The following is a 23,592-nucleotide window of genomic DNA, read 5'->3' on the forward strand; positions in this document are numbered from 1 at the left end:
CCCGAGCCAGCCCATGCACGACATCCGCGCGATCCGCGAGACCCCGGACGCCTTCGACCGCGACCTCCAACGGCGCGGCCTGTCGCCGCTCGCCGCCGAGCTGATCGCCCTCGACGATTCCCGCAAGGCCGCGGTCTCGGCCGCCCAGGCCAACCAGGAGCGGCGCAACGCGCTCGCGCGGGAGATCGGCGGCGCCAAGAAGGCGCGGGACGAGGCTCGCGCCGCCGCGCTGATGGCTGAGGTCGCCCGCCTGAAGGACGAGGCGCCGGGCCTCGAGGCCGCCGTGACGGAGGCGGCCCGTGTGCTCGACGAGCGCCTCGCGGCGATCCCGAATCAACCGAAGGCCGACGTGCCGGAGGGCGCCGACGAGCACGGCAACGTCGAGTACCGCCGCTTCGACGCGGCGCGCCCGCGGCTCGCGGAGGGGCGCCAGCATTTCGAGATCGGCGAGGCCACGGGCCTGATGGATTTCGAGGCGGCGGCCAAGCTCTCCGGCTCGCGCTTCGTGGTGCTGAAGGGCCAGCTCGCGCGCCTCGAGCGGGCGCTCGGCCAGTTCATGCTCGACCTGCACACGACCGAGCACGGCTACACCGAGGTGGCGCCGCCGATCCTGGTGCGGGATCACGCCATGTTCGGCACGGCGCAGCTGCCGAAGTTCATGGACGACCAGTTCCTGTCCACGAACGTCCAGACCCGTCACGAGATGTTGCACGCGGCTCTCGACCACGTGACGGACCGCGACCAGGCGCTGCTCAAGGACGGCAGCCTGAGCCTCCGATCCGTGGTCGATCATGCGATCGACGCCGCCCCGACCCAGGAGGATTTCTGGCTCATCCCGACGGCCGAGGTCCCCCTCACCAACCTCGTGCGCGAGAGCATCCTGCGCGAGGAGGAGCTGCCCCTGCGCTTCACCGCCCTCACGCCCTGCTTCCGGGCCGAGGCCGGGGCGGCGGGGCGCGACACCCGCGGCATGCTGCGCCAGCACCAGTTCAACAAGGTCGAACTCGTCTCGATCACCGCCCCCGAGCAATCCGAGGCGGAGCACGAGCGCATGCTGGCCTGCGCCGAGGCGGTGCTGAAGAAGCTCGACCTCGGCTACCGGGTGATGACGCTCTGCACCGGCGACATGGGCTTCGCGAGCCAGAAGACCTACGACATCGAGGTCTGGGTGCCGGGCCAGCAGACCTATCGGGAGATCTCCTCCTGCTCGGTCTGCGGCCCGTTCCAGGCGCGGCGGATGAACGCGCGCTACCGCCCGAAGGAGGGCAAGGGCGTGTCCCACGTCCACACCCTCAACGGCTCGGGCGTCGCCGTCGGCCGCGCGCTGATCGCCGTGATGGAGAACTACCAGAACCCGGACGGCAGCGTGACGATCCCGTCCGTCCTCCAGCCCTACATGGGCGGCCTCACCCGGATCGAGGGACCAGCCAGCTGATGCGCATTCTCGTCACCAACGACGACGGCATCCATGCGCCGGGCCTCGCCACCCTGGAGGAGATCGCGGGCGCGCTCTCGGACGACGTCTGGGTGGTGGCACCCGAGACCGACCAGTCGGGGGTGTCGCACTCGCTCTCCCTGAACGACCCGCTGCGGCTGCGGCAGATCTCGGAGAAGCGCTTCGCCATCAAGGGCACGCCCTCGGACTGCGTGATCATGGGGGTGCGCCACATCCTGGCGGAAGGGAAGCCCGACCTCGTCCTGTCGGGGGTGAACCGCGGCCAGAACGTCGCCGAGGACGTGACCTACTCGGGCACGATCGCCGCCGCGATGGAGGGCACGATCCTGGGGATCCGCTCCATCGCCATGAGCCAGGCCTACGGGGCGGGCGGGCGCGGCGCGCTGAAATGGGACTGCGCGCGCACCCACGGGCCGCGGGTGATCGCCAAGATCCTGGAGACGGGGATCGAGCCCGGCATCCTCGTCAACGTCAATTTCCCCGATTGCGATCCCGAGGCCGTGCAGGGCGTGGCGGTGGCCGCGCAGGGGCAGCGCAACCAGGCGCTCCTCGCCATCGACGCGCGGACCGACGGGCGCGGCAACCCGTATTTCTGGCTGGCCTTCGCCAAGGCGCGGTTCGAGCCCGGCAACGGCTCCGACCTCAAGGCCATCGCCGAGGGGCGGATCTCGGTGACGCCCCTGCGCCTCGACCTCACCGACGAGCCGACGCTGACCCGCTTCGCGCAAGCCTTCCAAGAGTAGCCGGTGCCGGACCCCGACCTCGCCGGGCATGAGGGGCTGCGGGGCGCGGTCGAGAACGCGGCCTTCGTGCTGGCCCTGCGCGGCCGGGGGCTGCGCGACACCCGGGTGCTGCGGGCGATGGAGCGGGTGCCGCGCGCCCGGTTCGCACCGACCGAGCACCGTGCGCAGGCCCGGCGCGACATCGCCCTGCCGCTGCCCTGCGGCGCCACCATGACGGCGCCGACCACGGTCGCGGCGATGCTGGCGCTGCTGCGGCTGGAGCCGGGGCAGCGGGTGCTGGAGATCGGCACCGGCTCGGGCTACGTCAGCGCGCTGCTGGCCGAGCTCGGCGGCATCGTGACGAGCCTGGAGCGCTACGCGGGCCTCGCCGCGGACGCGCGGGCGCGGCTCGGGGCCGACCTGCCGGTGCGGGTGGAGCAGGCGGACGGATTGGCCGAGGCGGGGGCGGGGCCCTTCGCGCGCATCCTCGTCAACGGCGCGGTGGCGGTGCTGGAGCCCGGCTGGATCGCGGCCCTCGCGCCCGGCGGACGCCTGGTGGCGGGCCTCGGCGCGGCGGGCGCCTGCCGGCTGGTGGCCGCGACGCGAAATGATTCGGGGGACGCCGCGTGCGGCACCGAGGCGGGGCCGCCGGCCAGGCTGGCGCCGCTGGTGCCGGGCCGGGCGCTCGCCCTGTAAGTCTCCCGATTACCCTGCCGCTTTGGGGCCGAACGTGGTTTACGGGAACGGTTGCTTAACCTGAATCCGGTTTGAATGACGGCATCAAGTTGCGTCAAGCAAACGGGTGCGTCGATGCGGGTTCGCGGAACTGGACGGGGGATGCGCACGCTGTCGCGCGTGGCCCTGATCGGGATCATCGGTGGCGGCGCGGCCGCCTGCTCATCGGACGCCTCGCGGCTGGGCGATCCCTTCTCCAACCCCTTCGCCTCGAACCTCTCGAGCGAACCGTCGGCGACGGGCAGCCTGCCGGACGGCGACCTCGCCCCGGCGCCGACGGTCCGTACCGGCCGCATCCAGTCGGAGACGCTCGCCGCGCCCGGCGCGCCGCTGACGCCGCGCCCCGGCCCGGTGGCGGCCCGCCTGCCCGCCCCTCCCGCCACCCGCGTCGCCTCGACGGGCGCGGCCGGCTGGAGCGCCACCGGCGGCACGCCGATCACCGTCTCGCAGAGCGACAGCCTCAACCAGATGTCGACCCGCTTCGGCGTGCCGGCCTCGGCGATCCTGGCCGCCAACGGCCTGACCAGCGCGAGCCAGATCACCCCCGGCCGCCAGATCGTCATCCCGGTCTACAACGCCTCCGGCATGAACCCCTCGTCGAGCCCGGCGCCGATGTCGGCCCGCGCCGTCCCGGCCGCGCCCGCCGAGCGGATCAAGGCCGCCGAGAGCCATCGCGACGCGCTGAAGCGCGAGGCCGAGGCCAAGCGCGAAGCCGCCCGCGAGGAGGCCGAGGCGCGCAGCCGCCAGGCCGAGGACAAGGCCCGCAAGGAGGCCGCCGCCAAGGAAGCCGCGAGGGAAGCTGCCAAGGAGGCCAAGGAGGCCAAGGAGGCCGCCCTGCGCGACGCGGAGAAGAAGCGCCACGTCCGTCCGGGGCAGACCGCCAAGGCCGAGACCAAGCCCGAGAAGGCCGAGGTGAAGCCGGTCAGGACCGCCAAGGCGGACGTCCGGGAGACCAAGCCGGAAGCCAAGCCGGAGACCAAGCCCGACGCGAAGGCCCAGGCCAAGGCGGAGGCGAAGGCCGATGCGGCCCGCAAGGCCGAGGCCGAGGCCAAGCTCGCCAAGGCCGAGGCCGCCAAGGAGGCCGCGCGCAAGCTCGCCGAGGCCAAGGCTGCCAAGGCCGGCGCCGAGAAGGTCGCCAGCGCCGAGAAGGCTTCCGAGAAGGCCAAGGCCGCCGACAAGGTCGAGAAGGTCGCCGCCGCCAAGCCGGCGGCCCCGGAGAAGTCGGAGCCCGCGAGCACCGGCTCGGTCGCTCAGGCCCCGGCCGCCCCGCCGGCGGCTCCGGCCGCGCCCGACCAGACCTTCCGCTGGCCCGCCAAGGGCCGGGTGATCGCGGGCTACGGCTCCTCGGGCAACGAGGGCATCAACATCGCGGTGCCCGAGGGCACGGCGGTCAAGGCCGCCGAGGACGGCACGGTCGCCTACGCGGGCTCCGACGTGAAGGGCTACGGCAAGCTCGTCTTGGTGCGGCATTCCAACGGCTACGTCTCGGCCTACGCCCATAATGGCGAGCTCGACGTGAAGCCCGGCGAGAAGGTGAAGCGCGGCCAGACGATCGCCAAGTCCGGCGCCTCGGGCAACGTCACCTCGCCCCAGCTCCACTTCGAGATCCGCAAGGGCGGCGCGCCGATCGACCCGATGTCCCAGCTCGCCAGCAACTGACGCGCGCGGGCGGACACGGAGCGGCGGCCCCTCGGGGCCGCCGTTTCGCGTTCAGGGCACCGCGTCGGCCGGCGCCTGGGTGCTGAAGTTCGGCTGCGGGCCGAGGCGTCCGTCGGGGCTGAGACCGACGACCGCGGCGGGCAGGAAGGCCGCGAGCACCTCCGGCACCCGCCCGTCCGGCACGCCGAGATCGACGGCGAAGCGCTTGGCGACCACGGGGCCGAGCAGGTCCGCATAGGCCCCGACCGGCAGGATCCGGTTCTCGCCGGCGCCGAGCCAGGATTCGACGGCCTCGGCATGGCCGGCGCGGCGCAGGCGGTCGAGGAAGGCCGGGAGCCCGCCCGGATAGAACTTGGCGAAGGCCATCGGCAGAGGCGCAGCACCGAGCCGGTCGACCTCCGCGTCCATCCCCTTGGCGACATCCCGGGCCGCGTTCCCGAACGCGCCCCGCAAACCCGTCAGCAGACCCATCGTGCCCCCCGATCCAACGCTGCGGGGGAAGTCGGGCGCGCCACGGTCGCGGCAAGGCGCCGGCCGTGATTTCGCGCCTTCGCCGTTCAGCCGAGCGTCTGGCCGAGGCGTCCGGCGAGGTCCTGGATGAACTGGAAGGCGGTGCGGCCCGAGCGCGAGCCCCGGGTCGTCGCCCATTCGAGCGCCTCGGCGCGCAGGCGCACCGGATCCACCGCGAGACGGTGATGGGCCACGTAGGCGTCGATCATCGCGAGATACTCGTCCTGGCTGCACTTGTGGAAGCCGAGCCAGAGCCCGAACCGGTCCGAGAGCGAGACCTTCTCCTCGACGGCCTCGCCGGGATTGATCGCGGTGGAGCGCTCGTTCTCCACCATCTCGCGGGCAAGGAGGTGGCGCCGGTTCGAGGTGGCGTAGAACAGCACGTTCCCGGGCCGGCCCTCGATGCCGCCGTCGAGGGCGGTCTTGAGCGACTTGTACGAGGTGTCGTCTGCGTCGAACGAGAGGTCGTCGCAGAACACGATCCAGCGATGCGCGTCGGGGCGCAGCGTCGCCATCAGGTCGGGCAGGGCCTCGATGTCCTCGCGATGGATCTCGACGAGCTTCATCGGCAGGCTGCCCGCGGGGCGGGCGGCGTTGACCTCGGCATGCACCGCCTTGACGAGGGACGACTTGCCCATGCCGCGCGCGCCCCAGAGCAGGGCGTTGTTGGCGGGCAGGCCCCGGGCGAAGCGGGCGGTGTTCTCGGCCAGCGTGTCGCGGGCCCGGTCGATCCCGGTGAGGAGCCCCATCTCGACGCGGTTCACCTGCGGCACCGGGATCAGCCGCCGCTCCGGGCCCCACAGGAAGGCGTCGGCCGCCCCGAGATCGGCCGGGGGCCGGGCAGGGGGCGCGGCGCGCTCCAGCGCCGTGGCGATGCGCTCCAGGAGCGGCAGGAGCGTGTCGAGGGTCGTGGTCATGGCAGGGCCGTTTCGCCGGACGGGTTGCGGGGGGCCGCGCGCGGCGACCGCAGAGGATCCCGGCAAGGGGATCCCGCGAGGCGCTTACACCCGGTCGCGGGGGCGGATCCATCCTGCGCGCCGGCCGTGCGCGCCGCCATCCGTCCGGGTCCGCGGCGAACCGCCCGGAACGCGCCGTTGCTTTCGGGTGGTCGCTGGCTATAGTCCGCGCGCTTTTCGAAGGGGGTTCGGCGACGCCGCGTGGCGCGCCGGCCCCCGCTTTTTCAGGAGACGCGCTTGATCACCCCCGCCTTCGCGCAAGGGGCCGGAACGGCCGCTGGCGGTGCCGAGATCGCCTTGCAGGTGGTCCCGTTCGTCCTCATCTTCGTGATCATGTACTTCCTGATCCTGCGGCCCCAGCAGAAGCGGGTCAAGGATCACCAGGCGCTGGTGAAGAACGTGCGCCGGGACGACACGATCGTGACGAATGGCGGCCTGGTCGGCCGCGTCGTCAAGGTTCAGGACGACGCCTCGGAGATCGAGGTCGAGATCGCACCGAACGTCCGGGTCAAGGTCGTCCGGTCGATGATCTCCGAGGTCCGGGTCAAGGGCGGTCCGGTCAAGGCCGCCTGACGGCCGCGCCCGCTCTCGGGCCTGCCGGAACCCCGGCGCGACGCCCCGGACACCGGATCCGGGGACGACGCGCCGGATCCCTGTTTTCGCCTCGTCCCGGAAGCCGGCGATCACCGTTCGGGACGTTGCTCTAGAGACCACGGCGGATGTTGCGCTTTTCCCGTACGAAGATCATCGCGACGCTCGCCGTCATCCTCGTGGGCCTCAGCCTCGCGATCCCGAGCTTCTTCTCGGCCGAGAGCCGCAAGAGCTTCATGGCCGGGCTTCCCGGCTGGTTCCCGGCCTGGATCGTGCCCACCCGGGCGATCGTGCTCGGCCTCGACCTGCAGGGCGGCTCGCAGCTCCTGCTCGAGGTCGACCAGAACGAGCTGGTCGCCTCCCAGGCCAAGGGCCTGCGCGACGACGTCCGGCGCATCCTGCAACAGGAGAACGTCCGCGCCGAGGGCGGCATCGGCCTCGCGCCGCGCGGCGTCCAGGTCCGCATCGCGGACGCCGCCGCCCGCGCCAAGGTGATGCCGAAGCTGCGCGAGCTCGCCCAGCCGATCTCCAGCGCCCTGGTCGGCCAGACCGGCGCCCGCACCGTCGAGGTGACCGAACAGCCCGACGGGCTGATCCGCCTGACGCTCACCGACGCGGGCATCACGGACCGGACGCGCCGCGCCGTCAGCCAGGGCATCGAGGTGATCCGCCGCCGCCTCGACTCGACGGGCACCACCGAGCCCTCGATCCAGCAGCAGGGCGCCGACCGCATCCTGATCCAGGTCCCGGGCGAGCAGAATCCCGAGCGGCTGGAGAAGCTCCTGGGCTCCACCGCCAAGCTCGAATTCCGCATGCTCTCGGACACGCCCACCGGCGATGTCGACCTGCTGCCCTCCAAGGACGAGCGCGGCGCCAAGGTGCCGGTCGAGCGCCGCATCATGGCCGACGGCGGCGACCTCACCGACGCGCAGCCTGCCTTCGACCAGCAGAGCCACGAACCGATGGTGAGCTTCAAGTTCAACCTGAAGGGCGCCCAGCGCTTCGGTCAGGCCACCGCCGAGAACGTCGGCCGGCGCATGGCCATCGTGCTGGACAACGAGGTGGTCTCGGCGCCCGTGATCCGCACGGCGATCACCGGCGGCTCCGGCCAGATCACCGGCAATTTCACGGTGCAGCAGGCCAACGATCTCGCGGTTCTGCTGCGCGCGGGTGCGCTGCCGGCGAAGTTCACGGTGGTCGAGCGCCGCGTGGTCGGGCCCGGCCTCGGCCGCGACTCGATCCAGGCCGGCAAGCTCGCGACGCTGGTGGCCGCGGGCCTCGTCGTCGCCTTCATGTTCGCGACCTACGGCACCTTCGGCTTCATCGCCAACATCGCCCTGATGGTGCATGTGGGCCTCATCCTCGGCCTGATGTCGGTGCTGGAGGCCACGATGACGCTGCCGGGCATCGCCGGCATCGTGCTCACCATCGGCACGGCGGTCGATTCGAATGTGCTGATCTACGAGCGCATGCGCGAGGAGCAGCGGGCGGGCCGCTCCCTGGTCTCGGCGCTGCAGGCGGGTTTCGACAAGGCCTTCGCGACGATCATCGACTCGAACTCGACCATGGCGATCGCCGCCCTGATCCTGTTCTTCCTCGGGTCCGGCCCGGTGAAGGGCTTCGCGGTGGTGTTCATCCTGGGCATCCTCACGACCGTGATCACGGCCGTGACCCTGACCCGGATGATGATCGCCGTGTGGTACAAGACCTTCCGGCCCAAGACCCTTCCGTTCTGATTCCTGACCGACCTGGGGAGCGCACCCTTCCCGAGCACGAGACCCACCATGCGCCTGCTTCGCCTCTGGCCCGACGAGTCGCACTTCGACTTCATGCGCTACCGGCGCTTCAGCTTCCCGCTCTCGGCGCTGATGTCGCTCGCCACCGTCGTGCTGTTCCTGACGATCGGCCTGAATTTCGGCATCGACTTCAAGGGCGGCACCCTGGTCGAGCTGCAGGCGAAGTCGGGCACGGCCGACGTCGCCGCGATCCGCCACACCGCGGCCGGGTTCGGCTTCGGGGAGCCCGAAGTGCAGGAGCTCGGGAACCAGGGCACGGTGCTGGTGCGCCTGCCGCTCCAGGCGGGCGAGCAGGGCCAGACGGCGGTGATGAACAAGGCGCATGCCGCCTTCGACGCCGATTACGACTTCCGCCGCACCGAGACCGTGGGCCCGCGCGTCTCGGGCGAGCTCGTCCAGTCCGGCACCCTCGGCGTGGTGCTCTCGGTCGTGGCGGTGCTGCTCTACCTCTGGTTCCGCTTCGAGCGGGAACTCGCGCTCGGGGCCATTGTGGGCACGCTGCACGACATCGTGCTCACCGTGGGCATCTTCATCCTCACCCGCATCGAGTTCAACATGACCTCGATCGCCGCGATCCTGACCATCGTCGGCTACTCGCTGAACGAGACCGTGGTGGTGTTCGACCGGACCCGCGAGCTGATGCGGCGCTACAAGACCATCCCGACGGTGGAGCTGCTCAACCTGTCGATCAACTCCACCATGTCCCGCACGGTGATGACGTCGATCTCCTCGGGCCTGTCGCTGCTCGCGCTGGTGCTGTTCGGCGGCGAGGCGATCAAGGGCTTCGCCGTGGTGATGCTCTGCGGCGTCGTGATCTGCACCTATTCGGCGATCTTCGTCTCGACGCCGGTGCTGATCTATCTGGGGCTGATGCTCTCGGGCGTGAAGCGCACCACCGAGCGGGCCGGCGGCCTGCCCCAGGCGGCGGAGTAGCCGTGGCCGGCGCCAGCTTCGAGGCGGGCTTCCTTCCGGGCCGGTACCCGATCGACGCCTACGGCAACGGCGGCTTCCGCTTCGCCGACATGTCGCATCGCGGCTCGATCCTGGTCCTGCCCTCCGGCATCCGGGCCTGGGACCCCGATGATCCGCGGGCGATCGACCGGACGGCCCTGCGCCCGGTCCAGGCGGAGGCGGGCACGATCGACCTCCTCCTCGTCGGCACCGGCCTCGACATCGTGCCGCTGCCACCCGATCTGAGGGCATGGCTGAAGGACATGGGCGTCGGCCTCGACGTCATGCAGACCGGGGCGGCGGCCCGGACCTACAACATCCTGGTGGCGGAGAACCGCAAGGTCGGCGCCGCCCTGATCGCGGTCGCATGAGCGAGGGGATCCGCGACGGCGCGGCCGGGACCGGCGCGGCGGGCGGGCTCGATTTCGCCTTCCGGCACTGCGAAGCGCTGGTGCGCGAAGGCGATCCGGACCGCTACTTCGCCACCCTGTTCGCGCCCGCCGCCTTCCGGCCGCATCTCTTCGCCCTCTACGCCTTCAGCCTCACCGTCGCCCGGGTGCGCGGGGCCGCGACCAACCCGATGGCCGGAGAGATCCGCCTGCAATGGTGGCGCGACGCGCTGCAGGGCGAGGCGCGCGGCGACGTGCGGGCCAACCCGGTGGCGGCAGCCCTGGAGGACGCGATCGTCCGCCGCCGCCTCGGGCGCCAGCCCTTCGTCGACCTGATCGACGCCCGGGTCTTCGACCTCTACGACGACCCGATGCCGCGCCTGAACGATCTCGAGGGCTATTGCGGCGAGACCGCCTCCAGCCTGTTCCGGCTCGGCAGCTTCGTGCTGGCCGACGGGGCCGAGCCGGGGGGAGCAGCCGCGGCCGGGCATGCGGGCGTCGCCTACGGCATCACCGGGCTGCTGCGGGCGCTGCCGTGGCACGCGCGCTCGGGCCAGGTCTACCTGCCGGCGGAGATCCTGCGGGGTCACGGCGTCACCCGCGAGGACATCGTCACCGGACGCGGCGGGCCGGGCCTGCGCGGCGCCTGCGCCGATCTCCGGGGCATCGCGCGGCGCCATCTCGCGGCCTACCGGGAGGCCCGCGCCAGCGTCGCGCCCGCCGGCCGCCTCGCCTTCCTGCCGGTCGCCCTGGTGGAGGGCTACCTCGCGCAGATGGAGCGCGCCGCCTACGACCCGCTCAACAGCCCGATCGAGATCCCGCGCTGGCGCCGCCTCTGGCGCCTGTGGCGCGCCGCCCGGTCGGGTTAGCGATCCGCGCCGGGCCGGACCGCCCGAAGCGGCCTCAGGCGACCTGCCGCTCGCGGGGCCGCTCCAGTTGCAGCTGCGGCGGGGCGATCTGCAGCGCCGCGGCCGCCGCGGCGATCTCGGCCAGATCTTCCAGGCTCGTATCCTCCGAGGCCGCCAGCAGCGCGCTCATCGCCGCCTTCGGCATCGGGGCGCCGAAGAAGTAGCCCTGTCCGAAATCGCAGCCCTGGCCCGAGAGCCAGTCCACGCTGGCGTCGTTCTCGATGCCCTCGGCGGTGGTGACGAGGCCGAGGCTCGCCGAGAGCTTGATGATCGCGTCGACGAGCTTGGCGCGCTCGTCGCTCATGGTGATGGTGTCGACGTAGGAGCGGTCGATCTTCAGCTTGTCGAACTTCAGCTCGCGCAGGTGGTAGAGGCTCGAGTAGCCGGTGCCGAAATCGTCGAGCGCGATGCGCACGCCGAGGTTCTGCAGGGAGGTCAGCACCGTGCGGGCCGCCTCCAGATCCTGAACCAGGGCGGTCTCGGTGATCTCGACCTCGAGGCGCGACGGGGCGAAGCCGGTCTCGGTCAGGATCCCCAGGATGCGCTCGCAGAGCCAGCGGTCCTGGAACTGCTGGGGCGAGATGTTCACCGCCACCTGGAGATGGGCCGGCCAGTCGCGGGCGTCGATGCAGGCTTGGCGCAGCAGATGGTAGCTGAGATCGGCGATCATGCCGGTCTCCTCGGCCACCGAGATGAAGTGGGCGGGCGCCAGCAGGCCGCGGGTCGGATGGCGCCAGCGCGCCAGCACCTCGACGCCGATCAGCCGCTTCTCCGGCAGCGACACCACCGGCTGGTAGAACGGCTCGATCTCGCCGCGCGCGATCGCCTCGCGCAGCTCGATCTCCAGCTGGGCGCGGGCCTTGAGCTCCAGGTCCATGGCGCTCTTGAAGACCCGGAAGGTGCCGCGGCCGTCCTTCTTGCCCTGGTACATCGCGAGGTCCGCGGCGTGCAGCACGGCATCGGCGTCGGCGGCGTCGGGCGAGACCAGGGCGATGCCGATGGTGGCGCCGACCTTGAGCTCGTTGCCGTTCCACAGCACCGGCGCCCCGATCGCGGCGATCGCCGCCTGGGCGAGGCGCACGAGGCCGTCGCTGCCGCCGTCGAGGGGCACCAGCAAGGAGAACTCGTCGCCGCCGAGGCGGGCGGCGAGGCCCGAGACCGGGATCAGGCCGCGCAGCCGCTCGGCCACGGCGCAGAGCACGGCGTTGCCGGCGGCGTGGCCGTAGATGTCGTTGACCGGCTTGAACCGGTCGAGATCGACGAGCAGCACCGCATGGGTCGGGACGGAGCCGGCTCCGCGCCGGAAGCGTTCGACGGTCTCGAGGAACAGGCGCCGGTTGGCGAGGCCGGTCAGGACGTCGTGGCGGGCGATCGCCTCGGCCTGCCTGGCGGCGGCGTCCCGCTCCTTCAGGGCGGCGCGCAGCATCAGCGACTTGCGGATGCTGCCCGCGAAGATTGCCAGCCCCATCAGCGCCACCAGCATGAACTGGTCGGACAGGTCGTGTTGGCTGATGAACCGGTTGAGCGCCGCGAAGATGTGGAATTGCGCGCCGATGATCCAGAGGCAGGCCCCGATCACCAGGAGGCAGAGTGCCTCGTAGAGTTCGCCCTCACCCCAGCTGCCCCGTCTCGACATCATACGTCCCTCGTGATCGGGGCATTGAACCGGACCCACCTTAAAACGCAGTAATGACCCCGCGCTTCATCCTTCCGAAGACTGCAGCACGGTAAGCAAGGGCTTAAAATCCTGTCCGAGATATGTGTGGGGATGCTCCCGTCCTCTCGGAACGGGAAGCACACAGGCGTCCAGATTCGCACGTCCCTGCGTTGAGCCGGCCCTGGCCCTCTGTTACAGGCCGCTCAACGGGCCTCCGCGCAAAGAAGGAGCCCGATCGGAGGAGCCTGCGCCCGTGGAAACCTGGAACCAAGTCTACGACCCGTTCGGGAATCCGTGGCTCTCGACGCTGGCGGCCTCGCTCCCGGTCATCGCTCTGCTTGCCATGATCGCGAGCGGCAAGATCCAGGCCCATATCGCGGCCGTCCTCGCCCTCATCCTGGCATTTCTGGTCGCCGTCTTCGCCTTCGGCATGCCCGCGGGCCTCGCCACCCGGGCCTCGATCCTCGGCATGGTGACGGGCTTCTTCCCGATCGGCTGGATCATCCTCAACGTCATCTTCCTCTATCGGCTGACGGTCGAGAAGGGCTGGTTCGCCACGCTCCAGCAATCGGTCGCCGGCATCACGCAGGACCGCCGCATCCAGCTCCTGCTCGTGGCCTTCGCCTTCGGCGCGTTCTTCGAGGGCGCGGGCGGCTTCGGCACCCCGGTCGCGGTGACCGGGGCGATCCTGATCGGGCTGGGCTTCTCGCCGCTCGCGGCTTCCGGCCTCTCCCTCATCGCCAACACCGCGCCCGTCGCCTACGGGGCCCTCGGCGCCCCGATCCAGGGCCTGGCCTCGGTCACCGGCTACGATCCCTACCTGCTCGGCGCGATGATCGGCCGGCAGCTGCCGTTCTTCTCGCTCCTCGTGCCGTTCTGGCTGATCTGGGTGTTCGCGGGCTTCCGCGGCATGATCCGGATCTGGCCGCCGATCCTCGTCTGCGGCGGCTCGTTCGCGGCCGCGCAGTTCCTGATCTCGAACTACGTCAACCCGTGGATCGTCGATATCGGCGCCTCGCTCGCCGCGATGGGGGCTCTCGTCGCCTTCCTGAAGGTCTGGCAGCCCTCCGAGATCTGGACTTCGCCGGCCCTGCGCGGCAACGACCCGTCGCTCGGCTACGGCAGCCCGCGCCCGGTCTCGCTCGGCGCCGCGGTGCCCGGCGAGCTGCCGAAGGTGGAGCTCGGCGGCCGCACCGCGACCTCGCGCGAGATCCTGATGGCCTGGGTGCCGTGGATCATCCTCTCGGTGGTCGTCGCGATCTGGGGCACCGGCTGGTTCAAGGGCATCGTCAACCCGATCTTCACCTGGAAATACGAGGTGCCGGGCCTGCACAACGTGATCATGAAGGTGCCCCCCGTCGAGCCGAAGCCGAAGCCCGAGGCGGCGGTGTTCCTGTTCACCTACATGTCCTTCACCGGTACCGGCGTTCTGATCGCGGCCCTGATCTCGGGCCTGATCATGCGGTTCTCGCCGCTGCGCCTGATCACGGCCTATCTCGAGACGATCTGGGTGCTGCGCTACTCGCTCGTCACCATCGCGGCGATGCTCGCGCTCGGCGTGCTCACCCGCTACGCGGGCGTCGACGCCACGCTCGGTCTCGCCTTCGCGGGCACGGGCATCCTCTACCCGTTCTTCGGCACCCTGCTGGGCTGGCTCGGCGTGGCGCTGACGGGGTCGGACACCGCCTCGAACGTGCTCTTCGGCGGCCTGCAGAAGATCACCTCCGAGCAGCTCGGCCTGTCGGGCGTGCTGATGGCGGCGGCGAACTCGTCGGGCGGCGTCATGGGCAAGATGATCGACGCGCAGTCGATCGTCGTGGCCTCGACCGCGACCGGCTATTTCGGCCAGGAAGGCAAGATCCTGCGCTTCGTGTTCTGGCACTCGATCGCGCTGGCGGCCCTGGTGGGCTGCCTCGTGATGCTGCAGGCCTACGTGCATCCGTTCAGCGCCATGGTGCTGAGCGCGCCGACGCCCTGACGCGGGGCGCCGGGCCCGCGCACGAAAGGACCCGCCCCGGCTTCCGGGGCGGGTTTTTTGCGGGCCGACGATTTTTCGGTCGATCCTGGGATTAAGAGACGCGCGCGAGCCGTACCTTTTCACGAGCGCGGGCAACCCCACATCGTCCAGGATGATCCTCTGTCGCCCCCGGCGGGACAGCCTCGCCGACCTGCCCGGCCTGAAGACGGCACGGCTCTCGATCGCGGCGCTGGCTCCCGGCGACGCCGAGGTCTTGCGGCGCCTGACCGATGATCCGGCCATCACGGGCGCCGTCGACTTCCTGCCCGAGCCCTTCACCCTTCAGGATGCCCAAGACCTGATCGGCGGCGCACGCCGCGGCACCGATCGGTTCCTCGGCGCCTGGGCCGAGGACGGATACGGGCTCCCGGGCGTGCGAGGCCTCTCGGAGGATCGGGGCCCGAGGCAGGGTCAGGCCCTTGTCGGTGTCGTCGGCACGCATCTGCGGGGCGAGGGCGCGATCGAGATCGGCTACTGGATCGGCGGCGCCGCGCGCGGGCGCGGCTTCGGGGCCGAGGCGGTCTCGGGCATCGTCGGGCTGCTCAGGCGCCGCTTCCCCACCCGCACCATCGTGGCCGAATGCCGCCCGGCCAACACCGCCTCCTGGGGCCTGCTGACCAAGCTCGGCTTCCGCGACACCGGCGACGACGGCCACCGCCCGGGCCGGCGGGTCCTGACGCTCGGCGCGGTGTAGGCTCCCGGCCGTCTCCGCTGCGGGCTATTCCGCCGCGGCCTGGGCCGATTCGCGCGGCGCGCCGATCCACGCGGCGAGATCGGCGCGTGCGCGGTCGGTCAGCGCGCGCCGCTTGAGCACCGCCTTCTCGGGTCCGCGCAGGCGCCGGCCGGTCTCGTTGCGCGGCAGGCGCTCGAGCGGCGGGAACAGCCCGAAATTCACGTTCATCGGCTGAAACGAGCGCGGCGCTCCCGCATCCTCGGCCTCGATATGGCCTCCGGTGATGTGGGCGATGAGCGCGCCGAGCGCCGTGGTCTGGGGCAGGGGCGTCAGCGCGCGGCCCTCGGCCTCGGCCACCGCGAAGCGGCCGGCCATCAGCCCGATCGCCGCGCTCTCGACATAGCCCTCGCAGCCGGTGATCTGCCCGGCGAAGCGCAGGGCCGGCCGCGCCCTGAGGCGCAGCGTCGCGTCGAGGAGACGGGGGCTGTCGAGATAGGTGTTGCGGTGCAGGCCCCCGAGCCGGGCGAACTCGGCGTTCTCCAGCCCCGGGATGGTCCGGAAGATCCGGACCTGCTCGGCGTGCTTCAGCTTCGTCTGGAACCCGACCATGTTGTAGAGAGTGCCCAGCGCGTTGTCCTGCCGGAGCTGGACGATGGCGCAGGCCTTCACCGTGGGGTCGTGCGGGTTGGTGAGCCCCACGGGCTTCATCGGCCCGTGCCGCAGGGTCTCGGCTCCGCGCTCGGCCATGACCTCGATCGGCAGGCAGCCGTCGAAGTAGGGCGTCGAGGCCTCCCACTCCTTGAAGCTCGTCTTCTCGCCCGCGATGAGCGCCGCGATGAAGGCGTCGTACTGCTCCCGGTCGAGGGGGCAGTTGATGTAGTCGGCACCCGTGCCGCCCGGGCCCGCCTTGTCGTAGCGCGACTGGAACCACGCCTTGCCCATGTCGATCGAGTCGCGATGGACGATCGGTGCGATGGCGTCGAAGAAGGCGAGGGAATCGGCGCCCGTCAGCCCGCGGATCGCCTCGGCGAGGCCGGGGGCGGTGAGGGGGCCGGTGGCGACGATGGTCGGGCCCCAGCTCTCGGGGGGCAGATCGTCCACCGCCTCGCGCCGGATCTCGACGTTGGGGTGCTGCGCCAGCGCCGCCGTGACGGCGCCGGAGAACCCGTCGCGATCGACGGCCAGCGCGCCGCCCGCGGGCACCTGATGCGCGTCGCCCGCCCGCATGATCAGCGAGCCCAGCGTCCGCATCTCCTGGTGCAGGAGGCCCACGGCGTTGCCGTTGGCGTCGTCGGAGCGAAACGAGTTGGAGCAGACGAGCTCGGCCAGGCCCTCCGTGTGGTGGGCCTCGGTGGCGCGCAGGGGCCGCATCTCGTGGATGACGGCGCGATGTCCGCTCTCGGCGATCTGCCACGCGGCTTCCGAGCCCGCGAGGCCGCCGCCGACGATGTGGATGGTGGATGGCTGGACCATGCGCCGGCATACCGGAGGCAGGCCCTCCGGATCAACGGTCCCCGATGCCGGATCGACCGGGCTCGGGGCGGGCGCCGAGCGCCCGCCGCACCGCCTCAGTGGCGGGCGAGGCCGCGGATCTCGTAGCGGCTGATGCCGAGGTCGGCGAGTTCGCGGTCGGAGAGGCGGGAGAGCTGGTGAACGGTATCGCGGTAACGGAGATAGGCGCGGACGCGGTTCAGGACGCTGCGGGCGGTGGACATCGGGACCTCTGGTGGGGCAGCTCTGACGCCTGTTTGGGCAGCGCTGCCATTTGTTGGTGCAACGCACATATAAGCTCGCTGCACCGCCGCACGACCCTCAAGCCGAGGCGCCTGCCATGCGCCAATCGCATGTGAAGCTTAAGGTTTCGGCAATCTTACCGGCTGTTCATTCGTTGGGCGCAGGGCGAGCGCGGCCGTATCGGCCGCGATGCCGCATCGACAGGCGTGCCAATAAAAAAGGCGCCCTGCCGCGGCAGGGCGCCCGAACGAGGCAGGCAGGCGGGACGGTCTACCAGCGCGGGCCGTAGAAGCCGTAGGGGCGCGGGCGCACGTAGGCATAGGGCCCGTAGCCGACGGGACGGCGCCAGTACGGGCGCGGCCCCCAATAGGGGCGCGGACCCCAGTTCGGGCGGCATACGCCCCAGGGGTTGGGATGGAAGCCGGGGCCGCAGCCGCCCGCGACCGTCTGCACCACGGCCTCGCCCGCGAGCGGCGCGACGGCGAGGGGCGCGGCGCCGGCCGGGCCCGCGAAGCCGATGCCGCCGGCGATCAGGGCGGCCACACCGAATGCGCGCACGCCGGGCGCGTTCACATGCGTCATGACAGGATCTCCTCGGATCTCCGGATCGATGAGCGAGCCGGATGAGCCGAAGGATGCGTCCGGCCGGATGAACCGATGCTGATCGCCCGGTCGATCCCGGCTTCAGGACGGCAGCCCGTCGGCCACGCTCGACGCCGGATCGACGCAGCCAGCCGCCGCCGGCTTGCGCGCGCGCTCAGTGCAGGGGCGGCGAGATCAGGAACTGCTCGCGATCCGCCGAGACGAGGGAGAGCTTCCGCACCACCCCGTCGCGGCGGACCGTCAGGGGCACCCGGATCCCCGCGTCGCCGAGCGCCCAGACGCTGCGGAAGAACGCGGCGAGATCGCCCACCGGCTCGCCCGCCACCGCCTCGATCACGTCGCCGACCCGCAGGTCGCCCGTCTCGGCGGGGCCGCCGTCGGCGAGGCCCATCACCGTGACGCCCTCCTCGCTCTCGGTGGCGTAGAGGCCGAGCCAGGGCCGGGGCGGGCGGTTGACGCGCCCGCGGCCCGCGAGGTCGTCGAGGATCGGCGGCAGCAACTCGATCGGCACCATCATGTTGATGGCCCGGGCGCTGCCGCCGCCCTGCTGCAATTGCAGCGAGCCGATCCCCAGAAGGTCGCCGTCCGGCCCGATCAGGGCGGTGCCGCCCCAGTGCGGATGCGCGGGCGCGGTGAACAGGGCCTCGTCGAGGACGTATTCCCAATAGCCGGCGAATTCCTGACGGGCGACCAGTTCCACGGCAACGCTGCGGCTGCGTCCGCCCGCGCCCGCCACCACGGCGCGGTCGCCCACCCGCAGCCCGCGCGAATCGCCCATCGGCAGCACCGGCAGGTCCAGGCGGCCGAGCGCCTGGACGAGGCCGAAGCCGCTGGCCGCGTCGAAGCCCATCACGTGGCCCGGCACGGAGCGGCCGTCATGCGTGGTGAGCCAGACGCTCTCGGCCTCGGTGACGAGGTAGCCGATGGTCAGCACGAGCCCATCCTCGCGGATCACCACGCCGTTGCCGGCCCGCTCGGTCCCCAGCACCTCCGCGGTGAAGGCGGTATCGGGCACCCGGGTCGAGAGCGAGACCATGGCGGCGAGCGCCCGTTCGAGGTCGTAGCGGTAATCCGCGGCCTTCGGCTGGGCCGAAGCCGGGATCTTCCAATCACCCTGAGAGGCCATGTGCGTCCCTCGAGCCGGACCCGGAGCCGCCCGCCGACGGACGGGCGACCCGGGTCGGTCCAATCCCTGAGATAGGCGCCCGCGCGGCCTCCGACACCTGGGCCAGCCGTCGCGGCGCGGGCGTTGGCCCTGCCTCGGCATGCAGGGCGCCTCCCGAAACGCAGAACGCCCGGCCCCTCGCGGGACCGGGCGTCTTGCGGATCCCGGATGCGGAGGCCGCATCCGGGATCGTCGTCGGATCGCGACGCGTGTCGGATCAGTACTTGCGCACCAGCGGAGCCGGGACCGGGGCCGGAGCGGCGGCCACGGTGTAGAGCGGGGCGATGATGCGGAACCAGCCGTCGGTCGAGTAGTTCTCGCGGACGCGGCCGAGGGCGTTCGTGTAGGTCGCGGCGGTCGCGACGTCGCGGGCGACGTAGAACTGCGCGGTGAACGGTCCGAAGTCGTAGCCGATGAGGCCGCCGAGGGCGAAGCGGCCGCGGTTGCCGGCAGCGGCCGAGAACGGTCCGATGTCGAAGTTGAAGGTACCGTAGCCGACGGCGCCGATCTCGAACTTGCCGAACTTCTTGGTCGCGGTCAGATCGAGGTTGAGCGCGTCGGACAGGTTGATCGGGCCGATCGCGGCGCCGACCAGGCCGGGGAAGCGGCCGGGCGAGTCGTACAGGTTGGCGGTCAGGTTGGCGGTGATGTTCCAGCCGTCGCCGGTGTAGCTGATCGCGGTGCCGAAGCGGTAGGTGTTCGACGAGAGCTGCGGCAGCACCGGGGTGCCGGCCAGGCCGATGCCGAGCGAGCCGCGGTCGCCGTTCAGGTCGTTCAGGTAGGCGCCGCCGAGAAGGCTGACGCCGACGTTCCCGCCGAGATCGAACGCCCAGATGCCGCCCACGAAGGTGCCGACGTTGATCGAGATGTCACGGTTCGCGACGCCGCGCGGATTGCGGGTGAAGGCGAACACGGTCGGGGGCGCCACGAGCAGCTCGATGCGGCCGCCGAGCGGAACCAGCGGGGTCGACCACACCAGCACCGGGATGTTCACGGCCGTGTCGGGCGAGAACGGCGCGTCGGTGCGGCGGTAGGTGAAGGTGTTCAGGGCGTAGATGCCCTCCGGCAGCGGAGCGCCGGTGGCGAGGCCGACCTGCTCACCCGGAACCGTGGTGGTCTGAGCGAAAGCAGCCGTCGCAGTCGTGCCGACGGTGAGCGCGACCGCACCCGCGGCGAGCCAGTTCTTGATCATTTTCTATTCCTTCCCAAGGATTTCAGGCTATCCGTCCCGCAGCCTTGGCACTTCTTTGCCGGTCTGCCGCTTGCGCGGCTCCCCGAGCGACCGGTGCCAAGTGCCCCCTACGGCGCCACCCCAAGTCTCAACACGGCTGACTATTCTACAGCCTGCCGCCGAAAGACAGTGGAATGCCTGCCGCCTTGGCAGAACCCAACCAACCGTTGCGCAAAAGCCGCATTTCCACCGCGGCGCAACACGGCCGCACCTTGCCAGATCTCACTCGGGCCTGAACCCGGGTCCGGCAAAATAACGCAGAACGGTCAAGCTCTTGCCGCCGAGCTTGAGCCGGGAACTTCCGGCACCGCTGGCGCGGCGATCCGGCAATCCCCTGCCCGCCCGCGCCGCCCGCGGCGGAGGCGGACCGCGCCAGCGGGGCAGGGCGAGCGTCGGATTTCGCACGAATCGTGGGGCAATCCGGCCGAATCGCGCGGGCGCGAGCGGCCCGACGGAGCGGGCCCCCGGCAGATCCTGCCTACTCCGCGGCGGGGCGTGCGCGGGCCGGAAGGGCCGGGCGGCGGGCCAGCACCTCGCGCAGGAAGCGGCCGGTATGGCTCGCCGCGCTGCGGGCGATCTGCTCGGGCGTGCCCTCGGCCACCACGAGCCCCCCGCCATTGCCGCCCTCGGGACCCATGTCGATCACCCAGTCGGCGGTCTTGATGACTTCGAGGTTGTGCTCGATCACCACCACGGTGTTGCCCTGGTCGACGAGTTCGTGGAGCACCTCCATCAGCTTGGCGACGTCGTGGAAGTGCAGGCCGGTGGTCGGCTCGTCGAGGATGTAGAGGGTGCGGCCGGTGGCGCGCTTCGACAGCTCCTTCGAGAGCTTCACCCGCTGGGCCTCGCCGCCCGAGAGCGTCGTGGCCTGCTGGCCGACATGGACGTAGTGCAGGCCGACGCGCTTCAGGGTCTCCATCTTCTCGCGGATCGCCGGCACCGCCTTGAACAGCTCGGCCGCCTCCTCGACGGTCATGTCGAGCACGTCGGAGATCGACTTGCCGCGATAGCGCACCTCGAGAGTCTCGCGGTCGTAGCGCTTGCCCTTGCAGACGTCGCAGGTGACGTAGACGTCGGGCAGGAAGTGCATCTCGATCTTGATGACGCCGTCGCCCGAGCAGGCCTCGCAGCGGCCGCCCTTCACGTTGAAGGAGAAGCGCCCGGGCTGATAGCCCCGCGCCTTGGCCTCGGGCAGTCCGGCGAACCAGTCGCGGATCGGCGTGAAGGCGCCGATATAGGTGGCGGGGTTGGAGCGCGGCGTCCGCCCGATCGGCGACTGGTCGATGTCGATGACCTTGTCGAGGTGCTCGAGGCCCTCGAGCCGCCCGTACGGGGCCGGGTGCTCCAGCGCCCCGTTCAGCTTCTTGGCCACCGCCTTGTAGAGCGTGTCGATCACGAGGGTCGACTTGCCGCCGCCCGAGACGCCGGTGATGCAGGTGAAGGTCCCGAGCGGGATCTGCACGTCGACGTCGCGCAGGTTGTTGCCGCGCGCGCCGAAGAGCGCCAGCGTGCCCCGGCGCGCCTTCCGGCGCGCGGCCGGCGTACGCACCGCGAGCTGCCCGGTGAGGTACTTGGCGGTCAGCGAGTCCGGATGCGCCAGAACCTCCGCGGGGGTGCCCTTCGCGATGATCTGGCCGCCGTGGATGCCGGCGCCCGGGCCGACGTCGACAACGTAGTCGGCCTGCAGGATCGCGTCCTCGTCGTGCTCGACCACGATCACCGAGTTGCCGAGGTCGCGCAGGCGCTTGAGCGTGCCGAGCAGGCGCTCGTTGTCGCGCTGGTGCAGGCCGATCGAGGGCTCGTCCAGCACGTAGAGCACGCCGGTGAGCCCCGAGCCGATCTGCGAGGCGAGGCGGATGCGCTGGCTCTCGCCGCCGGACAGCGAGCCGGATCCGCGCGCGAGCGTCAGGTACTCGAGCCCGACATCGACGAGAAAGCTGAGGCGGTCGCGGATCTCCTTGAGGATCCGCACCGCGATCTCGTTCTGCTTCCCCGTGAGCTTGGCCGGCAGGTCCGAGAACCAGCGATGGGCGTCCGAGACCGAGAGGGCGGTGACCTGCCCGATATCCTGCATGTCGATCTTCACCGCGAGCGCTTCGGGCTTCAGCCGCTTGCCGCCGCACTCGGCGCAGGGCGTCTCGCTCATGAAGCGGCCGATCTCCTCGCGGGCGGCGTCGCTGTCCGTCTCCTTGTAGCGGCGCTCCAGATTCGGGATCACGCCCTCGAACGGCTTGGTCACCGCGTAGGCGCGCATGCCGTCGTCGTACTCGAAGCGGACCGGCTGGCTGCCGGTGCCGTAGAGCACCACCGCGCGCGCCGCGGCCGGCAGGGCCTCCCAGGCCGTCGTGGTCTTGAAGCCGTAATGCTTGGCGAGCGCGTCGAGGGTCTGGCCGTAATAGGGCGAGGTCGACTTGGCCCAGGGCGCGATCGCGCCGCGCTTCAGGCTCAGGGCCCCGTCGGCGATGACGAGCTCCGGGTCGATCCGCATCTCGTGGCCGATGCCGCCGCAGGTCGGGCAGGCACCGAAGGGGTTGTTGAAGGAGAACAGCCTCGGCTCGATCTCGGGAATCGTGAAGCCCGAGACCGGGCAGGCGAAGCGCGACGAGAAGGTGACCTTGCGCGGATCCTCGCCGTCGGGCGCGTCGGCGAACTCGATGTCGGCGATGCCGTCGGCGAGCTCGAGGGCGGTCTCGAAGGAATCGGCCAGCCGCGCGGCGATGTCGGCCCGCACCACGATGCGGTCCACCACCACGTCGATGTCGTGCTTGAGCTTCTTGTCGAGCTTGGGCACGTCGTCGATCGGGTAGTACTCGCCGTCGATGCGCAGGCGCTGGAAGCCCTTTTTCTGGTACTCCGCGATCTCCTTGCGGTACTCGCCCTTGCGTCCGCGCACCACGGGGGCGAGCAGGTAGAGACGCGTCTTCTCGGGGAATGCCAGGACGCGGTCGACCATCTGGCTGACCGTCTGGCTCTCGATCGGCAGGCCGGTGGCGGGCGAGTAGGGGATGCCGACCCGCGCCCAGAGCAGGCGCATGTAGTCGTAGATCTCCGTGACCGTGCCGACCGTCGAGCGCGGGTTCTTCGAGGTGGTCTTCTGCTCGATCGAGATCGCCGGCGAGAGCCCGTCGATCTGGTCGACGTCGGGCTTCGACATCATCTCCAGGAACTGGCGGGCATAGGCCGAGAGCGATTCGACGTAGCGGCGCTGGCCCTCGGCGTAGATCGTGTCGAAGGCGAGCGACGATTTGCCCGAACCGGACAGCCCGGTGAACACCACCAGCCTGTCCCGCGGGATCGTCAGGTCGACGTTCTTCAGATTGTGCTCGCGCGCGCCGCGGACCGTGATCACGCGCCCGTCGCTCCGGGCGGCCGAATCGAACAGGCGCTCGAAGCGATCCTCCTCCGCGGCCCGGCGGCCGGCCGGCGCCCGCAGCGCCTTCGCCGCAGGGGAGGCAGGGGCTGGGAGGGAAGAAGCTTCCGGGGCACGGGCCTTCGCCGCCGAAGCTTCGCCCGCGACGGTCTTGCTCGCGGGCGCCTTCGGGGGAGCCTTGTTCGAGGGCGTCCTGCTCACGGGCGTCCGGGCCGGTGCGTCGAGGCCGGGGGCGGGCGCCGTCGCGGCACCGCCGGCCACCCTGCCCGCGCCCTGACCGGCGGGCGGGACCGCCCTCGGCACGGCCTTCGCCCCAGCCTTCCTGGCGGCGGCTTTCTCGGAAGCGGCGTCGGCTTTGGCCATGAACGGGCAGTCTCTCGCAGCGTCGGCTGAGCGGGTCGGTTCGGCCGAGGCGCCCGGATCGGGCGGGCGGCGCGAACGGGGCGCACCCCGGCACATGTCGGCCGTT

General features: G+C 71.2%; 20 protein-coding genes. 11 read left to right on the forward strand and 9 right to left on the reverse strand.

Annotation, left to right across the window (positions count from 1 at the left end):
• The first annotated feature begins 13 nt into the window (after positions 1-13).
• The 4 genes from serS (at position 14) to ACS5RC_RS16975 (ending at position 4,572) form a co-directional block, all read left to right on the forward strand.
• On the forward strand, positions 14-1,435 hold the full coding sequence (gene serS, locus ACS5RC_RS16960) for a serine--tRNA ligase (protein ID WP_478345054.1): 1,422 nt from the start codon (positions 14-16) through the stop codon (positions 1,433-1,435).
• Positions 1,435-2,199 carry a 5'/3'-nucleotidase SurE gene (gene surE / locus ACS5RC_RS16965; RefSeq protein ID WP_478345055.1) on the forward strand — a complete coding sequence of 255 codons (765 nt, stop codon included), beginning with the start codon at positions 1,435-1,437 and terminating at the stop codon, positions 2,197-2,199. The genes serS and surE overlap by 1 nt, the downstream gene beginning before the upstream one ends.
• A gap of 3 nt (positions 2,200-2,202) precedes the next feature.
• The gene (locus ACS5RC_RS16970) at positions 2,203-2,874 is read left to right on the forward strand and encodes a protein-L-isoaspartate O-methyltransferase family protein (protein ID WP_478345056.1); all 672 of its coding nucleotides are present in this window, start codon (positions 2,203-2,205) and stop codon (positions 2,872-2,874) included.
• 141 nt (positions 2,875-3,015) lie between these two features.
• Positions 3,016-4,572, forward strand: coding sequence for a peptidoglycan DD-metalloendopeptidase family protein (locus ACS5RC_RS16975; protein ID WP_478345057.1), 1,557 nt, complete (start codon positions 3,016-3,018; stop codon positions 4,570-4,572).
• 51 nt (positions 4,573-4,623) lie between these two features.
• Here the strand turns inward: ACS5RC_RS16975 and ACS5RC_RS16980 are convergent, their stop codons facing one another.
• Positions 4,624-5,220, reverse strand: a complete 597-nt coding sequence (locus tag ACS5RC_RS16980) for a YidB family protein (protein WP_478345058.1) — start codon at positions 5,218-5,220, stop codon at positions 4,624-4,626.
• Positions 5,130-5,999: an ATP-binding protein gene (locus ACS5RC_RS16985; protein WP_478345059.1), complete on the reverse strand. Its 870-nt coding sequence runs from the start codon at positions 5,997-5,999 to the stop codon at positions 5,130-5,132. Before ACS5RC_RS16985 ends, ACS5RC_RS16980 begins: the two co-directional genes overlap by 91 nt.
• Before the next feature lie 276 nt (positions 6,000-6,275).
• On the opposite strand from ACS5RC_RS16985, the gene yajC reads away from it, so the two are divergent.
• The 5 genes from yajC (at position 6,276) to ACS5RC_RS17010 (ending at position 10,634) form a co-directional block, all read left to right on the forward strand.
• Complete coding sequence (gene yajC / locus ACS5RC_RS16990; RefSeq protein WP_478345060.1) at positions 6,276-6,611, forward strand: preprotein translocase subunit YajC; 336 nt, start codon at positions 6,276-6,278, stop codon at positions 6,609-6,611.
• 146 nt (positions 6,612-6,757) lie between these two features.
• Positions 6,758-8,365 carry a protein translocase subunit SecD gene (secD, locus tag ACS5RC_RS16995; protein ID WP_478345061.1) on the forward strand — a complete coding sequence of 536 codons (1,608 nt, stop codon included), beginning with the start codon at positions 6,758-6,760 and terminating at the stop codon, positions 8,363-8,365.
• Between the two features lie 48 nt (positions 8,366-8,413).
• Positions 8,414-9,358 carry a protein translocase subunit SecF gene (gene secF, locus ACS5RC_RS17000; RefSeq protein ID WP_478345062.1) on the forward strand — a complete coding sequence of 315 codons (945 nt, stop codon included), beginning with the start codon at positions 8,414-8,416 and terminating at the stop codon, positions 9,356-9,358.
• A 2-nt stretch (positions 9,359-9,360) separates the two neighbouring features.
• Positions 9,361-9,747: an Mth938-like domain-containing protein gene (locus ACS5RC_RS17005; RefSeq protein ID WP_478345063.1), complete on the forward strand. Its 387-nt coding sequence runs from the start codon at positions 9,361-9,363 to the stop codon at positions 9,745-9,747.
• Positions 9,744-10,634 (forward strand): phytoene/squalene synthase family protein, encoded by an 891-nt coding sequence (locus ACS5RC_RS17010; RefSeq protein ID WP_478345064.1) that lies wholly within the window; start codon positions 9,744-9,746, stop codon positions 10,632-10,634. The genes ACS5RC_RS17005 and ACS5RC_RS17010 overlap by 4 nt, the downstream gene beginning before the upstream one ends.
• A 34-nt stretch (positions 10,635-10,668) precedes the next feature.
• Here the strand turns inward: ACS5RC_RS17010 and ACS5RC_RS17015 are convergent, their stop codons facing one another.
• On the reverse strand, positions 10,669-12,309 hold the full coding sequence (locus ACS5RC_RS17015; protein WP_478345115.1) for a putative bifunctional diguanylate cyclase/phosphodiesterase: 1,641 nt from the start codon (positions 12,307-12,309) through the stop codon (positions 10,669-10,671).
• Between the two features lie 274 nt (positions 12,310-12,583).
• Between ACS5RC_RS17015 and ACS5RC_RS17020 the strand changes: the two genes are divergently transcribed.
• Together ACS5RC_RS17020 and ACS5RC_RS17025 are read left to right on the forward strand one after the other, a co-directional pair.
• Positions 12,584-14,308, forward strand: a complete 1,725-nt coding sequence (locus ACS5RC_RS17020) for an L-lactate permease (protein ID WP_478345065.1) — start codon at positions 12,584-12,586, stop codon at positions 14,306-14,308.
• Positions 14,309-14,459: 151 nt separating this feature from the next.
• Positions 14,460-15,041, forward strand: a complete 582-nt coding sequence (locus ACS5RC_RS17025) for a GNAT family N-acetyltransferase (protein WP_478345066.1) — start codon at positions 14,460-14,462, stop codon at positions 15,039-15,041.
• Between the two features lie 24 nt (positions 15,042-15,065).
• Here ACS5RC_RS17025 and trmFO read toward each other — a convergent pair whose 3' ends face one another.
• From trmFO to uvrA, 6 genes are all read right to left on the reverse strand, one after another.
• On the reverse strand, positions 15,066-16,493 hold the full coding sequence (gene trmFO / locus ACS5RC_RS17030; RefSeq protein ID WP_478345067.1) for a methylenetetrahydrofolate--tRNA-(uracil(54)-C(5))-methyltransferase (FADH(2)-oxidizing) TrmFO: 1,428 nt from the start codon (positions 16,491-16,493) through the stop codon (positions 15,066-15,068).
• A gap of 95 nt (positions 16,494-16,588) precedes the next feature.
• Positions 16,589-16,735, reverse strand: a complete 147-nt coding sequence (locus tag ACS5RC_RS17035; protein ID WP_478345068.1) for a DUF1127 domain-containing protein — start codon at positions 16,733-16,735, stop codon at positions 16,589-16,591.
• A gap of 289 nt (positions 16,736-17,024) precedes the next feature.
• The gene (locus tag ACS5RC_RS17040; protein ID WP_478345069.1) at positions 17,025-17,336 is read right to left on the reverse strand and encodes a GCG_CRPN prefix-to-repeats domain-containing protein; all 312 of its coding nucleotides are present in this window, start codon (positions 17,334-17,336) and stop codon (positions 17,025-17,027) included.
• A 175-nt stretch (positions 17,337-17,511) separates the two neighbouring features.
• Positions 17,512-18,483 (reverse strand): S1C family serine protease, encoded by a 972-nt coding sequence (locus ACS5RC_RS17045; RefSeq protein WP_478345070.1) that lies wholly within the window; start codon positions 18,481-18,483, stop codon positions 17,512-17,514.
• A gap of 256 nt (positions 18,484-18,739) precedes the next feature.
• Positions 18,740-19,714 (reverse strand): transporter, encoded by a 975-nt coding sequence (locus ACS5RC_RS17050; protein ID WP_478345071.1) that lies wholly within the window; start codon positions 19,712-19,714, stop codon positions 18,740-18,742.
• Positions 19,715-20,231: 517 nt separating this feature from the next.
• A complete protein-coding gene (uvrA, locus tag ACS5RC_RS17055; protein ID WP_478345116.1) occupies positions 20,232-23,186 on the reverse strand; it encodes an excinuclease ABC subunit UvrA in 2,955 nt (984 codons plus the stop codon).
• Positions 23,187-23,592: the final 406 nt, after the last annotated feature.

It is taken from the genome of Methylobacterium sp. HJ2 (assembly GCF_056431005.1).

Coding starts and splice junctions, on each gene's coding strand:
- trmFO (WP_478345067.1), bottom strand. CDS start 16,493: ATGGTCCAGCCATCCACCATCCACATCGTCGGCGGCGGCCTCGCGGGC.
- ACS5RC_RS16985 (WP_478345059.1), bottom strand. CDS start 5,999: ATGACCACGACCCTCGACACGCTCCTGCCGCTCCTGGAGCGCATCGCC.
- surE (WP_478345055.1), top strand. CDS start 1,435: ATGCGCATTCTCGTCACCAACGACGACGGCATCCATGCGCCGGGCCTC.
- ACS5RC_RS17040 (WP_478345069.1), bottom strand. CDS start 17,336: ATGACGCATGTGAACGCGCCCGGCGTGCGCGCATTCGGTGTGGCCGCC.
- ACS5RC_RS17010 (WP_478345064.1), top strand. CDS start 9,744: ATGAGCGAGGGGATCCGCGACGGCGCGGCCGGGACCGGCGCGGCGGGC.
- serS (WP_478345054.1), top strand. CDS start 14: ATGCACGACATCCGCGCGATCCGCGAGACCCCGGACGCCTTCGACCGC.
- ACS5RC_RS17050 (WP_478345071.1), bottom strand. CDS start 19,714: ATGATCAAGAACTGGCTCGCCGCGGGTGCGGTCGCGCTCACCGTCGGC.
- secF (WP_478345062.1), top strand. CDS start 8,414: ATGCGCCTGCTTCGCCTCTGGCCCGACGAGTCGCACTTCGACTTCATG.
- ACS5RC_RS17015 (WP_478345115.1), bottom strand. CDS start 12,309: ATGTCGAGACGGGGCAGCTGGGGTGAGGGCGAACTCTACGAGGCACTC.
- ACS5RC_RS17025 (WP_478345066.1), top strand. CDS start 14,460: ATGATCCTCTGTCGCCCCCGGCGGGACAGCCTCGCCGACCTGCCCGGC.
- ACS5RC_RS16975 (WP_478345057.1), top strand. CDS start 3,016: ATGCGCACGCTGTCGCGCGTGGCCCTGATCGGGATCATCGGTGGCGGC.
- ACS5RC_RS17045 (WP_478345070.1), bottom strand. CDS start 18,483: ATGGCCTCTCAGGGTGATTGGAAGATCCCGGCTTCGGCCCAGCCGAAG.
- secD (WP_478345061.1), top strand. CDS start 6,758: ATGTTGCGCTTTTCCCGTACGAAGATCATCGCGACGCTCGCCGTCATC.
- ACS5RC_RS16980 (WP_478345058.1), bottom strand. CDS start 5,220: ATGGGCGACGACCCGGGGCTCGCGCTCGGGCCGCACCGCCTTCCAGTT.
- ACS5RC_RS17035 (WP_478345068.1), bottom strand. CDS start 16,735: ATGTCCACCGCCCGCAGCGTCCTGAACCGCGTCCGCGCCTATCTCCGT.